The organism is Pseudonocardia wallangbongensis, from assembly GCF_054486945.1.
Genome location: NZ_JBRERS010000001.1, coordinates 872,008 through 885,634, shown reverse-complemented (window position 1 = coordinate 885,634; position 13,627 = coordinate 872,008). Strand labels below are relative to the sequence as shown.

At 73.3% G+C, this 13,627-nt stretch carries 12 protein-coding genes; 9 read left to right on the top strand and 3 right to left on the bottom strand.

The features are described from left to right. Positions 1–58: 58 nt before the first annotated feature. Complete coding sequence (tkt, locus tag ACU436_RS04155; RefSeq protein ID WP_459022613.1) at positions 59–2,086, top strand: transketolase; 2,028 nt, start codon at positions 59–61, stop codon at positions 2,084–2,086. A gap of 88 nt (positions 2,087–2,174) precedes the next feature. Here the strand turns inward: tkt and ACU436_RS04150 are convergent, their stop codons facing one another. Next, on the bottom strand, positions 2,175–3,716 hold the full coding sequence (locus tag ACU436_RS04150; protein ID WP_459021762.1) for a DUF6282 family protein: 1,542 nt from the start codon (positions 3,714–3,716) through the stop codon (positions 2,175–2,177). A gap of 40 nt (positions 3,717–3,756) precedes the next feature. Continuing rightward, the gene (locus ACU436_RS04145; protein ID WP_459021760.1) at positions 3,757–4,041 is read right to left on the bottom strand and encodes a ferredoxin; all 285 of its coding nucleotides are present in this window, start codon (positions 4,039–4,041) and stop codon (positions 3,757–3,759) included. Positions 4,042–4,208: 167 nt separating this feature from the next. Between ACU436_RS04145 and ACU436_RS04140 the strand changes: the two genes are divergently transcribed. The 8 genes from ACU436_RS04140 to ACU436_RS04105 are packed head-to-tail and all read left to right on the top strand — an operon-like array spanning position 4,209 to position 12,312. Then, the gene (locus ACU436_RS04140) at positions 4,209–5,789 is read left to right on the top strand and encodes an ABC transporter substrate-binding protein (protein WP_459021758.1); all 1,581 of its coding nucleotides are present in this window, start codon (positions 4,209–4,211) and stop codon (positions 5,787–5,789) included. Further along, positions 5,786–6,832 (top strand): ABC transporter permease, encoded by a 1,047-nt coding sequence (locus ACU436_RS04135; RefSeq protein ID WP_459021756.1) that lies wholly within the window; start codon positions 5,786–5,788, stop codon positions 6,830–6,832. The genes ACU436_RS04140 and ACU436_RS04135 overlap by 4 nt, the downstream gene beginning before the upstream one ends. Next, positions 6,813–7,718 carry an ABC transporter permease gene (locus tag ACU436_RS04130; protein ID WP_459021754.1) on the top strand — a complete coding sequence of 302 codons (906 nt, stop codon included), beginning with the start codon at positions 6,813–6,815 and terminating at the stop codon, positions 7,716–7,718. The genes ACU436_RS04135 and ACU436_RS04130 overlap by 20 nt, the downstream gene beginning before the upstream one ends. Then, on the top strand, positions 7,715–8,698 hold the full coding sequence (locus ACU436_RS04125; RefSeq protein WP_459021752.1) for an ABC transporter ATP-binding protein: 984 nt from the start codon (positions 7,715–7,717) through the stop codon (positions 8,696–8,698). Before ACU436_RS04130 ends, ACU436_RS04125 begins: the two co-directional genes overlap by 4 nt. Continuing rightward, positions 8,695–9,717 (top strand): ABC transporter ATP-binding protein, encoded by a 1,023-nt coding sequence (locus tag ACU436_RS04120; RefSeq protein ID WP_459021750.1) that lies wholly within the window; start codon positions 8,695–8,697, stop codon positions 9,715–9,717. The genes ACU436_RS04125 and ACU436_RS04120 overlap by 4 nt, the downstream gene beginning before the upstream one ends. Next, on the top strand, positions 9,714–9,959 hold the full coding sequence (locus ACU436_RS04115) for a hypothetical protein (RefSeq protein ID WP_459021748.1): 246 nt from the start codon (positions 9,714–9,716) through the stop codon (positions 9,957–9,959). Before ACU436_RS04120 ends, ACU436_RS04115 begins: the two co-directional genes overlap by 4 nt. A 29-nt stretch (positions 9,960–9,988) precedes the next feature. Beyond that, on the top strand, positions 9,989–11,317 hold the full coding sequence (locus ACU436_RS04110) for a Rieske 2Fe-2S domain-containing protein (RefSeq protein ID WP_459021746.1): 1,329 nt from the start codon (positions 9,989–9,991) through the stop codon (positions 11,315–11,317). Positions 11,318–11,322: 5 nt separating this feature from the next. Further along, entirely contained in the window at positions 11,323–12,312 is a 990-nt protein-coding gene (locus ACU436_RS04105; RefSeq protein WP_459021744.1) for a DODA-type extradiol aromatic ring-opening family dioxygenase, read from the top strand. Positions 12,313–12,687: 375 nt separating this feature from the next. On the opposite strand, the gene ACU436_RS04100 is transcribed toward ACU436_RS04105, so the two are convergent. Next, positions 12,688–13,593, bottom strand: coding sequence for an HpcH/HpaI aldolase/citrate lyase family protein (locus tag ACU436_RS04100; RefSeq protein ID WP_459021743.1), 906 nt, complete (start codon positions 13,591–13,593; stop codon positions 12,688–12,690). Positions 13,594–13,627 lie beyond the last annotated feature (34 nt).

The window sequence follows — 13,627 nt, the reverse complement described above, 5'->3', positions numbered from 1 at the left end:
GGGGGCGAGGCCCGGGCCTGCGCCGACCTAGCGTCGCCGGAGGTGAGGAGGTGACGTGATGACGCACTGGACCGATCAGGCGGGCACCGCGCTGGCCGCACCGGCCGACATCGTCGACGACCTGGCGGTCGACACCCTGCGGTTCCTCGCCGCGGACGCCGTCGAGGCGGCGTCCAGCGGGCACCCGGGGCTCCCGCTCGGCGCGGCCCCGGCCGCCTGGGTGTTGTGGTCGCGCCACCTGCGCCACGACCCGGCGGACCCGGGCTGGCCGGACCGGGACCGGTTCGTCCTGTCCGCGGGTCACGGTTCCGCGCTGCTGTACGCGCTGCTGCACGTGACCGGCTACGACCTGCCGGTCGAGGAGCTCCGGCGGTTCCGGCAGCTCGGTTCCCGCACACCGGGGCATCCCGAGCACGGCGTCACGCCGGGCGTGGAGACGACCACCGGGCCGCTCGGCCAGGGGCTGGCGAACGCGGTGGGGATGGCCCTGGCGGAGCGGATGCTCGCCGCCCGCTGCAACGTCGACGGGCACCGGGTCGTCGGCCACCGGACGTGGGCGCTCGTCGGCGACGGCTGCCTCATGGAGGGGATCAGCCACGAGGCGGCGTCGCTGGCGGGCCGGCTCGGCCTCGGCAGGCTGACGGTCGTCTTCGACGACAACGACGTCACGATCGACGGGCCGGCCCACCGCAGCTGCGCCGACGACGTCGAAGCGCGGTTCCGGGCCTACGGCTGGGCCACGCTGCGGGTGGACGACGGCACCGACCTGGATGCCCTCGACCGCGCGTACGCCGAGGCCGCCGACGACGAGCGGCCCACGTTCGTCGCGGTCCGCACGACGATCGGCCACGGCGCGCCAGGGGTCGCGGGCACGTCGAAGGCGCACGGCAGCCCGCTCGGTGCGGCGGCGATCGCGGAGATGCGGCGCCGGCGCTCCTGGCCGGACACCGCGTTCCACGTGCCCCCGGAGGTGCAGCTGGCGGTCGCCGAGCGGCGCGTCCGCTGGGCCGCGGACCGGGCGGAGTGGGGGCGCGCACACGCGCACTGGTGCGCCACGCACCCGGACCTGGCCGCGGACTTCGCCCTGGATCGCGTCCCGGCACCGCCGGACCTCACGATCCTCGCCCCGCTCGCCGACCGCCCGGAGGCGGGCGGGGCGATTGCCACCCGGAAGGCCTCCGGCGCCGCGCTCGATGCGCTCGCGGCGGCCTATCCGGCGCTGGTGGGCGGCTCGGCCGACCTCGCGTCGTCCACCGCCACCGCGATCCCCGGCGGCGACGTGGCCGCCGGGGACTACGCGGGGCGCACGATCCACTTCGGGATCCGGGAACACGGGATGGCCGCGGCGCTGAACGGCATCGCGCTGCACGGCGGGCTGCGGCCCTTCGGCAGCACGTTCCTCGTCTTCTCCGACTACCTGCGTCCCGCGCTGAGGCTGTCGGCCCTGATGCGGCTCCCGGTCGTCCACGTCTTCACCCACGACTCGGTGCACGTGGGCGAGGACGGGCCGACGCACCAGCCCGTCGAGCACGTCGAGTCGCTGCGCCTGATCCCGGGCCTCACCGTGCTCCGCCCCGCCGACGCCGCGGAGGCCGTGCTGGCGTGGGAGCTCGCGGCCGCCGACCTCGACGGCCCCACCGCGCTGGTGCTGAGCCGGCAGGACCTGCCGGTGCTCGGCGGCGCGGGCCTCGCCGACGCCCGGCGGTACGGCGGGCGCGCCGTCGCGGACCCGCCCGGACCCGTCGATGTCGTTCTCGCCGCCAGCGGGTCGGAGGTGGCGCTGGCGGCGGATGCGGCCGCGCTGCTGCGGGCCCGCGGCGTCGGGGCGAGCGTGGTGTCGGTGATGTGGCGCGAGCGGTTCGAGGAATCCCTGCGCGCCGGGGCGTACTTGCTGCCCGCCGCGCCGGTCGTGTGGATCGAGGCCGGGGCGACGACGGGCTGGCGGGCGGTCGCGGGGCCCCGGGACGCCGTCATCGGGATCGACCGGTTCGGGGAGAGCGGCCCGGGGCCCGCGGTCGCCGCGCACCTCGGGTTGTCGGCCGAGGCGGTGGGCCGGGAGGCGCTGCGGCTGCTCGGCCGCGAGTAGACGCCGGCCGACTTCGCACACCCGATACCGACTTCGCACAAGGCCCGCCCTATGCGAAGCCCATGCAGGATGTGCGAAGTGGCCGTGGTCAGGTGCCCGCCCGCCGGTCGTCCGCGCCGGCCAGCCAGCGGGTGTTGCGCACCGCCACCAGCCGGATCTCCTCCTCGGTGAAGCCTCCGGCGAGCAAGCGGTCGGCGAGCATCGCGAGCCCGTCCTCGACCGGGGGATCGGACGGCCCGCCGAGGCCGCTGGAGAGCACGGAGTGCGCCACTCCGACGGCCCGGATGTGCTCCAGCAGGAGCCCCCACGGGACCCGCCCGGTGTGCGGCGCGGCGAGGCTGCGCTCCAGGAGCGCGCCCTTCGCCGCGAGCCGCCGCTGCCGGTCCACCCCCGTCCGCCGGGCGCCCGGGCCCGGGTCGGTGACGACGATGCGGCGCACTCCCGCGGCGACCGCGGCGTCCACCACGGCGTCGGTCTCGTCCGGGCCCAGGTGGCCGGTGACCAGGGTCATGTCGCGGTCGGCGATCACCGCCAGCACCTGCCGGGTGGCCTCGAGCACCTCCCCACCGGGCGAGACCACCTCCGTGGGCTCGGCCGCGTCCTCGATCCGCAGCAACACGGCCCGGGCGCCGCTCCGGCCCGCGTGTTCCACGGCCACCGGGTTCATGCCGCCCACCGAGCCGTTCAGGGTGATGGCGCCGACGGCGTCGATCCCCGGGACGGCGGCGCGCACCGCGGCGGCCCGCTCGGTCGTCGGGAAGTAACCGGAGGTCAGGACGAACCCGGCCAGCCCCACCTCGGCGAACCTGGACGCGAGCGCGATGTCGTCGATCCCGCGGCTCGGCGCGTCCGGTGCGAGCCGGACGTTCACGTCGTACGCGCCCCTGACGAGCCCGCGAGCCCGTTGCGACGGCGCCGGTGCGCCGTTCGAGCCGGCCCCCGACCTCCGTGCCCGAAGCGCCTCGAGCGCGTCGAGCAGGCTCGCGAGGTGGTGGCGCGTCGCCAGTTCCGCTGCGGCCGGATCGTGGGAGCAGATGGCGTCGATGATCGCCCGGTGCTCCTGCAGGGACGCCGCGGGTCGCTCCGGGTTCGTGCCCCGCCCGAAATGGTGGTGCACCCGCTGGGCGCGCAGCCGTTCCAGCACCCGCACTGCGGTCTCCTGGCCGCTGAAGTCGCGGATCAGCCGGTGCAGCCGGCGGTTGGCCTCCGAGTAGCCGAGCGTGTCGCCCGTCGCCACCGTGTCGGCCATGCGGGCGCCGATGGCGCGCAGTTCCACCGTCTCCGCCTCGGTCACCCGCTCGGCCGCCTTCGCCGCGCACAGCCCCTCGACGGCCATCCGCACCTCGACGATCTCGATGGACTCGTCGAGCGACACCGCCCGCACGCGCGCACCGCGGTGCGGGATGCGTTCCACGAGCCCTTCGGTCGCCAGCTGCATCAGCGCGAACCGCACCGCGCTCCGGCTGGCGAGGAAGCGCTCCGAGAGGTCGGCTTCCACCAGCCTTTGGTCCGGCACGAACTCGGCGCTGACGATCGCGTCCCGGATCAGTTCCAGGACGGGCGGACTGGCCGACTCGTCCGGCTCCTCGCCGGCGGCGATCGGCTCGGGTTCTCCGCGAGCTCTCGACACGCTTCCTTCTCCGTGATGTGCCGCCTCACCGTCGGCGCGTCTACTCGGCCTCGATGCGGATGCAGCGTCCCGGGCACGCCAGACTCGCTTCCCGCACTTCCCGCTCGTTCTCCGGGGTCACGGTCACCGTACCCGTGGGGCCGGCCGGCTGGACGGCGTCCCCGGATCGCACGAGCGCCAACCCCTCCTCGCCGATGACGAACACGCTCGGCTCGATCACCTCGCAGAGGTCGGCGCCGGTGCACTCTTCCTGATCGATCCAGACCCTCATATCACCCACCGGGAGTGTCGACAAGATTGTTGCAAATGCCGTGAAGGTTTCCACTCCGGCTCGGCGGACGTCAAGAGGTCGTTCGGGCGGAGACCGCCGCTGAGCTGCGGACAAGTCCAGGCGGCGCGCTCGAAGGGCTTGACGGCGACGAGCTCTTCCACGATTCTTGAAGCAAGATTGATGACAATCTTGTCGCGCAGTGACGCCGGGAGGTTGTTGCCGTGGTGGACCAGCCGTTCCGGGCGCTGCTCGCCAGCGCCGCCGTGGTGCTCGCGACGGCATGCGCCCCGGCCGCGACCACCAGCAGCAGCGCTCCGGCCGGCCCACCGCAGCCCGGCGGTTCCCTCACCTACCTGACCGGCCCGACGTTCACCTGGTCCCGGGGGCTCGATCCGGCCTCCGCGGGCGCCGCGCCCTCGATCTACCTGAGCGCGATCTTCGGCCAGCTGTTCCGGCTGGCGGACGGCGGCACGATCGAACCCGACCTCGCCGCCGGGTACGAGGTCGCCGACGACGGGACGACCGTCACGATCTCCCTGCGGCCCGGCGTGACGTTCCAGGACGGCACGCCGCTCGACGCCGAGGCCGTCGCGTGGAACATCCGGCGGGACCTCGACACGCCGTGCGTCTGCAGCCCGGCCGCGTCCTGGCCGGACTTCGCCGCGGAGGGCATCACCACGCCGGACGACCACACGGTCGTGCTGCATTTCAGCCGCCCGTACGCGGCAGTCATGAACGTCTTCGTCAGCACGAGCGTCAACCGCATCGCCTCGCCGACGGCGGTGCAGGCGATGGGCGAGGACGGGTTCCGGCTGAAACCGGTGGGGGCGGGCCCGTTCGCGGTCGAGAGCAACGTCGTCAACTCCGAGATCAAGCTGAAGCGCTACGACGGGTACTGGAAGGAGGGCCGGCCCTACCTCGACCAGCTCGTGTTCAAGGCGATCGGTGGCGACCAGCCCGCTTACCAGGCGATCCTCGCGGGGCAGGCGCAGGCGGGCACGCTGACGACGCCCAACCTCATCGCCCAGGCGAGCGAGAACCCGAGCCTGACGGTCACCCCGCACGACGGCACCGCGCCGTCGGTGATCCAGCTCAACACGGCGGTGGCGCCGTTCGACAACAAGCTCGCCCGGGAAGCGATCTACTTCGCGACCGACGTCGAGGCGATCCGCGTCCACCTGTTCGACGGCCTGTACCCGGCCACGCAGTCGTTCACCGGCCCGGGAGGCCTCTTCTACCAGCCGGAGGTGCCCGGCTACCGCACGTACGACCTGGAGCGGGCGAAGCAGATCGTGGCGCAGCTCGGCGGGATGCGGGTGGAGCTCTTCGGCGGCACGGACCGGATCGCCGGTGACACGGTGGCGACCCTGCAGAGCCAGTGGCAGCAGGCGGGCATCGAGACGACGATCCATTCCTACGAGCTGCCCCGCATGATCCAGGAGCTGGAGAGCAGACAGTGGCAGGCCGCGCTGCAGAGCAACGGTGCGTTCGACCCCGGCGTGAGCTCGGGAGTCCCCTTCCGCTTCCTGTCCACGGCGCCCTACAGCGGCGTCCACGACCCGGCGCTCGACGGGATGATCGAGGATGCGGTCGCGACCCTGGACGAAGGGCAGCGGGCCGGGCTCTACGGCGACATCGCCCGGTACATCAGCGATGAGGCGTACGCGCCTTTCATGATCGCCACCGCCCCCGCGGCGGTCGCGCGCAGCGGCGTCCACGGCCCCGGGCTCACCAGCAAGGTCCCGATGACGAGTGTGTCGCTGCTGCCGCAGTGGGACGAGGCATGGATCGAGAACGGATGACCGTCCGCGTCCCCGAGACCGTGCCGGACCACCCCGTGGACACCGCGGAGCGGCCGGCTCGCGGGTCGGCCTTCGCGCGGTCGCCGAGCCTGCAGCTCGCGCTGCGACGGCTGGCCACGGCGATCCCGGTGCTGTGGGGCGTCACCGCGCTCACGTTCGTGGTGCTGAACGTCCTGCCGGGCAGCGCCGCCCGGCAGCTCCTCGGGGCGGAGGCAACGCCGGAGCAGGTCGCGCAGCTCACGGCCGAGCTCGGCCTCGACAAGCCCCTGCTCACCCGCTACTGGGACTGGCTCGCCGGCGTGCTCACCGGCGATCTCGGGAGGTCGCTCGCCAGCGGCCAGGCGGTCACCGAGATCTTCGGCGAACGCCTTCCGGTGACGCTCGAGCTCGCCTTCTACGCGCTCGGCGTCTCGCTGGCGCTGACCGTGCCGGTGGCCCTGCTGGCGACGCGGCGCCCCGGCGGGCTCGCCGACCGCGTCAGCATGGCGGTGAGCATGGCGGGGCTCTCGGTCGCGAACTACGTCCTCGCGCTCCTGCTCGTCATCGTGTTCGCGGTGCAGATCCCGGTGTTCCCGGCGATCGGCTACGTGCCGCTCGAGCAGGGGATCGTCCAGAACATCAGGTCGCTCACCCTGCCGGCGGTCGCGATCGGCTTCCCGCTGTTCTGCTTCTACACCCGGCTGCTCCGCGGCGACATCCTCGAGCAGATGCGCGAGGACTACGTCGTCACGGCGCGGGCCAAGGGCGTCGGCACGTGGCGCGTCCTGCTGCGCCACGCCCTGCGCAACTCGCTCTTCGGCCTGCTCACGATCGTCGGGCTCAACCTGGGCCACCTCGTCGGCGGCACGGTGATCAGCGAGCAGATCTTCGCGCTCCCCGGGCTCGGCCAGGAGCTCGTCCAGGCCATCAACAACCGCGACGTCGTGGTCGTGCAGGCGATCGTGCTCTTCATGGCCACCGCGGTGGTGCTCGTCAACCTCCTCACCGACATCCTGTACGCCGTCCTGGACCCGAGGATCCGCTATGGTCAGCGTCCCGCCTGAGGTCCGCCCGCTGAGCGGGCCGGAACCGGACGTGACATCTGGCGGCGCGGCCGCCGCGCCGGGGCGACGCACCGGCGGATGGACCCGGCAGCGGGGGATCGTCGTCCCGGCCGCGCTGGTGGTCCTCGTCTTCGGCGCGTGCTACCGGCTGCCGCTCGTCGCCCCGCTCCCCGCGCCGATCGGCGGCAGCATCATCGACTCCGACCTGCCGCCGTTCTCGCCCGGGCACCTGCTCGGCACCGACACCGTGGGCAACGACGTGTTCTCCCGGGTCCTGCACGGCGGCCGCATCTCCCTGTTCATCGCACTGGCGGTGAACGTGATCGGCCTGGTCCTCGGCGGGCTGCTCGGGGCGTTCTCGGCCTACTGGGGCGGGGTGACGGACACGGTCATCATGCGGGTCCTCGACGTGCTGATCGCGTTCCCCTCGCTGGTCCTCGCCATGGCGATCGCGCAGAGCCTCGGCCCGAGCGTCGGCAACACGATCCTCGCGCTCTCGTTCTTCAGCGTGCCCGCGTTCGCCCGCACGGCCCGGGCCGCCACCCTCCGGCTCCGCGAGCTGACGTTCATGACGGCCGCCAGGCTGTGCGGCACCCGGACGAGCCGCGTCCTGTTCCGGCACGTGGCACCGAACATCCTTCCCCAGCTGATCACGTTCGGCCTGCTCAGCATGGGCATCGTCATCGTCGTCGAGGGTGCGTTGAGCTTCCTCCAGCTCGGCATCCCGCCGCCCAACCCGAGCTGGGGCAACATGATCTACCAAGGTCAGCAGAACATCTCGACCGCGCCGATGCTCGTCCTGATCCCGAGCGCCGTCCTGTTCGTCTCGACGCTCGCCTTCAACCTCCTCGGTGACGCGTTGCGCGCACGGTGGAACGCGGCATGAGGTCCACGCTGCTGGAGGTACGGGACCTGCGGGTGCGGTTCCGGCGCCGCGACCAGGTGACGGTCGCCGTCGACGGGCTGGACTTCTCGGCCGCGCAGGGGCGGACCCTCGCGATCATCGGCGAGTCGGGCTCGGGCAAGACCGTGAGCTGCCGGGCGGTCATGGGCCTGCTGCCCGGGAACGCGTCGGTCTCCGGCCACGTCGCGTTCGAGGGTGCGCAGCTCCTGGGGTTGCCCGAGCGCGAGATGCGCCGGCACCGGGGCGCCGACATCGCGATGGTCTTCCAGGACCCGGCGCGGTCCCTGAACCCCACCATGCGCGTGGGCGCGCAGGTCGTGGAGGCGATCCGGGAGCACCTGCCGCTGTCGCGCGCCGCGGCTCGGGGCCGGGCGGTCGAGCTGCTCGAGATGGTGCGGATCCCGTCGCCGCACCGCCGCTTCGAGGAGTACCCGCACCAGCTGTCCGGGGGTATGCGGCAGCGGGTGATGATCGCGATCGCGCTGGCCTGCCACCCGAAGCTGCTGATCGCCGACGAGGCGACCACGGCCCTGGACGTCACCACCCAGGCCCAGATCATCGAGCTGCTGCTGGACCTGCAGGACGAGCTGGGGATGGCCCTGATCTTCATCAGCCACGACCTCGGGCTCGCCGCGTCCTACACCGACGAGGTGATCGTGATGTACGCCGGCCGGGCCGTCGAGCGGGCACCGACCGACCGGTTGTTCCAGGCCGTCCGGATGCCGTACACGAAGGCGTTGCTGGACGCGATCCCGCGGCTCGACCGCCCGGCGCACACGCTGCTGCCGGTCGTGCCGGGGCGCCCGCCCGACCCGTCGTCGCCCGCCGGCGGCTGCTCGTTCGCCCCGCGCTGCTCGCGGGCCACCGACGACTGCCGGGACGACGCCCCGGTCCTGACCGAGCACGAACCGCGGCACTGGTGGGCCTGCTTCCGCCCGTACGGGAACGGAGACCCGGGATGAACACCGCACTCGCCACGCGCCCGCCGCTGCTCTCCGTGCGGGATCTGGTGCAGGAGTTCCCGGTGCGAGCCGGGGCACGGGGCGCCGTCGTGCACGCGGTGTCGGGTGTCTCGTTCGACGTGCGAGCGGGGGAGACCGTCGGCATCGTCGGCGAGTCCGGCTCGGGCAAGTCGACGCTCGCCAGGGCGGTGCTGCAGTCCCCCCGCCCGAGGTCCGGATCGGTCCACTTCCGCGGTGTCGACCTCACCTCGGTCCGGGGCGCCGCCCTGCTCGACGCGCGGCGCCACCTGCAGATGGTCTTCCAGGACCCGTTCGGGTCCCTGGATCCCACCTGGCGGGTCGCCGACCTCGTCGAGGAGCCGCTCGTCGCCTACCGGGTCGGCACGCGCGCCGAGCGCCGCCGCCGGGTGGACGAGGTCCTCGACCTGGTCGGCCTCGATCCCCGCGGCCACGGCGGCCGGCGGCCGCGCGAGCTGTCCGGCGGCCAGTGCCAGCGCGTCGCCATCGCCCGGGCCGTCGCGCTGTCGCCGTCCCTCGTCGTCTGCGACGAGGCGGTCTCCTCCCTCGACGTGCTCATCCAGGCGCAGGTGCTCAACCTCTTCGAGCGGCTGCGTGCCGACCTCGGCCTGTCCTACCTGTTCATCGCGCACGACCTCGCCCTCGTCAAGCAGGTCAGCGACCGGGTGGCCGTCATGTACCTGGGGAAGCTGTGCGAGGTGGGGGCCGCTGGGCCCGTCTACGACCACCCGTTGCACCCCTACACGCGGGCTCTCCTGGACTCGGTGCCCCGTCCCGAACCGGGTGCCACCCGACGTGCGGCGGACCGGGCGATCAGCGGGGAGCCGCCCTCACCGACCGACCCGCCCAGCGGATGCCGCTTCCGGACCCGCTGCCCGTACGCCCGGCCGCGCTGTGCGGCCGAGGAACCGCCGTTGCGCGAGCTCGGCGCCGACCACCGGGTGGCCTGCCACTACCCGCTGGAAGCCGACACGTCGGCGGGAAGGAGCCGAGCAGGATGACACCCCAACTGCCGTCGTTGTGGATGGCGATCGTCGTCGAGCGGGCGTGCACCGAGATCTGGCGGGCCTGGAGCGAGAAGAGCGACGCCGCGGGGCTGCGGGTGAACCCGGCGGTCTACCGGGCGGTGGCGCGGGCGCGGCCCGGCGAGGTCGACCGCGGGTACCCGCTGATGCTCCTCGGCCTGGAGCTCGTCGCGGATCCCGCCGTGCAGATCTACGAACCGGTCGTCGTCAGGAGCTGACCGCAGCCCGATCAACCGAAGGAGAGCACATGCTCACGCCAGAAGAGAACGAGGCACTCTGCCGGGTCGGGCCGGGTACGCCCATGGGAACGCTGCTGCGCCGCTACTGGGTTCCGGCCTTCCAGCTCGCCGACCTGCCCGCCCCGGACTGCCCGCCGATCCGGGTCACCGTTCTCGGCGAGACCTACGTCGCGTTCCGGGACACCGAGGGCCGGATCGGCGTCCTGGACGAGCTGTGCTGCCACCGGGGCGCCTCGCTCGTCCTCGGGCGGGTCGAGGACTGCGGCATCCGGTGCCTCTACCACGGGTGGAAGTACGCCGTGGACGGCACGATCATGGAGACGCCCAACCTGGCCGGGTCCCGGTTCCGGGAGCGGGTGAAGCACGGGAGCTACCCGGTCCGGGAGAGCGGCGGGCTCGGGTGGATCTACCTCGGACCGCCGGACTCCGCCCCGCCGTTCCCGAGGTTCCGGTGGGACGAGGCGGCGGAGGACGAGGTCGCCGCCAGCGAAATGATCATGGACTGCAACTGGATGCAGGTGCTCGAGGGATCCATCGACTCCTCCCACGTCGGCATCCTGCACCTCGACACGCTGGCCGTGATGGGGGCCGGACCGCGCAGCGTCGGCTCCTACGACTTCCCCGGTGACCCGTGGGACCACGACATGCCCACGCCGCCGCGGGGTGACAACCCGTGGCCGAGCCACGACAACGCCCCGCGGATCGAGGTCGAGGACACTCCCTTCGGGTTCCACTACGCGGCGATCCGGGACTCCGCCGACGACTCGGGAAGCACGTACGTGCGGATCACGGCGTTCGTCATGCCCTACATGGCCTTCGTCGGCGGCTCCAGCGGCGCGGTCATCGTGGTCCCGAGGGACGACCACACCTGCTCGTCCTTCGGCGTCTTCATGGTGCCGAAGGGCATGGGCGGAGCCGCCGCCGTGGCGCGGCGCCGGGGCGTGGACCCGAGCGTCTGGGGGCCCGAGCCGGAGAACCGGCGCCTGCGCATCCCGCCCCAGGACCGCGAGGCGATGGCGGCGGGCCAGAGCTTCGCGGGGTTCCGCGGCGGCAACCGGGTCCAGGACGGCGCGGTCCAGATGTCGTCCGGCCCGCTCTACGACCGGGCGAAGGAGCACCTGGTGCCGGCCGACCTCGCGATCATCAGGCTGCGGCGGGTGCTGGCCGACTCGATGCGGCTCGTGGAGGAGGGGAAGCCGCCGCTCGGGCTGGGCGTCGGCTACGACTTCACCGGCGTCAGCGCCGCATCCGCCACCGTCGACGCCGAGAAGCCCTGGCAGGACCTCGTGCCGGGCAACCTCGGTGGCCGGGAGACGACCGCGAAGGCGGGTGGCTGACGACCGTGGCGGAGATCGTGCTGGGCCTGGCCTGCTCGCACACCCCCCAGCTCAGCTCGGGTTCGGAGCTGTGGGACGACCACGCGAAACGCGATCAGCGGTACTCGTTGCTCGGCCGGGACGCCGAGTTCCACACCTACGAGGAGCTCCTGGAGGGAGCGGATCCCCGCATCGCGGACGAGCTCGAGCCCGCGGTCTGGGCCGCGAAGTACCAGCGCTGCCAGGAGGCCATCGCGACGCTGTCGAAGCGCCTCGCCGAGGTCCGCGCGGACGTCGCCGTCGTGATCGGCGACGACCAGCAGGAGATGTTCCGGAACGACGGGACGCCGACCTTCGCCTGCTTCCTCGGCGCCGAGCTGACGGATGTGCCGGCGTCCCCGGAACGGTTCGAACGGATGCCGCCCGGCATCCGCGCCGCCGCGTGGGCGGCCCACTCCGACCGGCCGGAGCGGCACCCCGTCTGCACCGAGCTGAGCCGCCTCGTCATCGAGGCGCTCGTGGCGGCCGACTTCGACCCGCTGAGCTTCACCGAGCAGCCGGCCGGGCGGACGCTCGGGCACGCGTTCACGTTCCCGCGCTACCGGCTCGGCCTGCCGCCGGAGACGCCGATCGTGCCGATCTTCATCAACACCTACTTCCCGCCGAACGTGCCCTCGGCGCGGCGCTGCTACGACCTCGGCAGGGTGGTGCGGGACGCCGTCGAGTCGTGGCCGGGCGACGCGCGGGTGGCGATCATCGCCTCCGGCGGGCTGAGCCACTTCGTCGTGGACGAGGAGCTGGACGGCCGGTTCCTGTCGGCGTTGGAGCGCAGCGACTCCGACGCCCTCGCCGCCCTGCCCCGCGCACAGCTCAGGTCGGGGAACTCCGAGCTGCTGAACTGGGTCGCGGCGGCCGGCGCGTTGGAGGGGAAGCGGCCCACGGTGCTCGACTACGTGCCCGGCTACCGCACGGCCGCGGGTACCGGAACGGGGATGGCCTTCGTCCACTGGGAATGAAGGCCGAACCCGGTGCGCCGGTGCCTCCGCCGGTTCTTCGCCGAGGGGAGGAGACGGTGCCTCAGACCGGCGTCCGACCGAGTGGCATGGTGTCGAACGACCGTACGGCCAGATCGCGTCGCGGCCGAGGAGGCGCTTGCCGTGCGCGGTGGTCCAGATGGCGTCGTGCCGGAACAGGTCGACGAACTCGCCCGGGAGCTCGTTCTGCTGGGTGTGCTGGATCGCGGCGACCACCTGCTCGATCCGCTCGATCTCCGTCGCCCGGGTCTGCGGCGGTTGCGAAGCGTGCAGCGGGGTGAACGGGCGCCCCTCACGTCTCGGGAGCGCCGATCGCGTGCAGGTGGTCGATCGTGGCCTTCTGGTTCGGTCGTCGCGTCAGCCGCCCGACCGCGGGTCGTCCTCGGCGAGGACGGCCCGGGCGCGGTGGGCGATCGGGTAGTCGACGAACGTGCCGTCCTCCAGCCGGATGGAGGAGACGCCGGCGTCCTCCGCCTCGCGGAACGCCTCGTCGACGCGCCGCGCCCACCGCATCTCCTCGGCGGTCGGGGCGAACGCGGAGGCGACGACGGAGACCTGGCGGGGGTGGAGCACCTGCTTGCCCCCGAACCCCAGGCGCCTCGCCTTCGCCGCGGACCGCGCGAGGCCGTCCGCGTCGTCGAGGTCGAGGTGGGGCCCGTCGATCGGCTGCGGCCGGCCGGCGGCCGCAGCGGCCAGCACGAGCTGGCACCGGGCGACGAACAGCTCCTCGCCGTCGGCGGTGGGGGTCACCCCGAGCTCGCGGGAGAGGTCGGCCGGGCCGAAGGCGAGCGTGTGCACCCGCTCGTCGGCGGCGGCGACGTCGCGGGCCGCGGCGATCCCCGCGGCCGTCTCGACCAGGGGGATGATGCGCGTCCGGCCCTGTTCGAGGCCCGCCCGGCGTTCGGCCCGCCCGAGGAGGGCGGCCGCTCCGCGCACGGCGTCCGGGGTCGAGCTCATCGGGACGATCACCAGGTCGACCCGGCCGAGCACCGGCTCGAGCGCCTCGACGTCCGCCTCGGCGAGGCCGGTGTCCACGGCGTTGATGCGCACCGTGACCACCGGCCCGCCCGCCGGCAGGGCCGCGAGCGACCCGGCGACCGCCTGCCGCGCCGCGTCCTTGCGCGACAGGGCGACCGCGTCCTCGAGGTCGACGACGATCGCGTCCGCACCCGCCGCGGCCGCCTTGGGGACGCGGTCCGGCCGGTCGCCGGGCACGAACAGCAGCGTGCGCAGCCGCAGCTGCGTGGCGTTCCTCGGTGTCATCAGTTCGCGTCCCATCTGGTCGGGCGGGGTGGAC

What these genes read in the sequence shown, in the direction of transcription:
- tkt (WP_459022613.1), top strand. Translation starts at nt 59, where the DNA reads ATGACGCACTGGACCGATCAGGCGGGCACCGCGCTGGCCGCACCGGCC.
- ACU436_RS04120 (WP_459021750.1), top strand. Translation starts at nt 8,695, where the DNA reads ATGAACACCGCACTCGCCACGCGCCCGCCGCTGCTCTCCGTGCGGGAT.
- ACU436_RS04130 (WP_459021754.1), top strand. Translation starts at nt 6,813, where the DNA reads ATGGTCAGCGTCCCGCCTGAGGTCCGCCCGCTGAGCGGGCCGGAACCG.
- ACU436_RS04135 (WP_459021756.1), top strand. Translation starts at nt 5,786, where the DNA reads ATGACCGTCCGCGTCCCCGAGACCGTGCCGGACCACCCCGTGGACACC.
- ACU436_RS04110 (WP_459021746.1), top strand. Translation starts at nt 9,989, where the DNA reads ATGCTCACGCCAGAAGAGAACGAGGCACTCTGCCGGGTCGGGCCGGGT.
- ACU436_RS04100 (WP_459021743.1), bottom strand. Translation starts at nt 13,593, where the DNA reads ATGACACCGAGGAACGCCACGCAGCTGCGGCTGCGCACGCTGCTGTTC.
- ACU436_RS04125 (WP_459021752.1), top strand. Translation starts at nt 7,715, where the DNA reads ATGAGGTCCACGCTGCTGGAGGTACGGGACCTGCGGGTGCGGTTCCGG.
- ACU436_RS04115 (WP_459021748.1), top strand. Translation starts at nt 9,714, where the DNA reads ATGACACCCCAACTGCCGTCGTTGTGGATGGCGATCGTCGTCGAGCGG.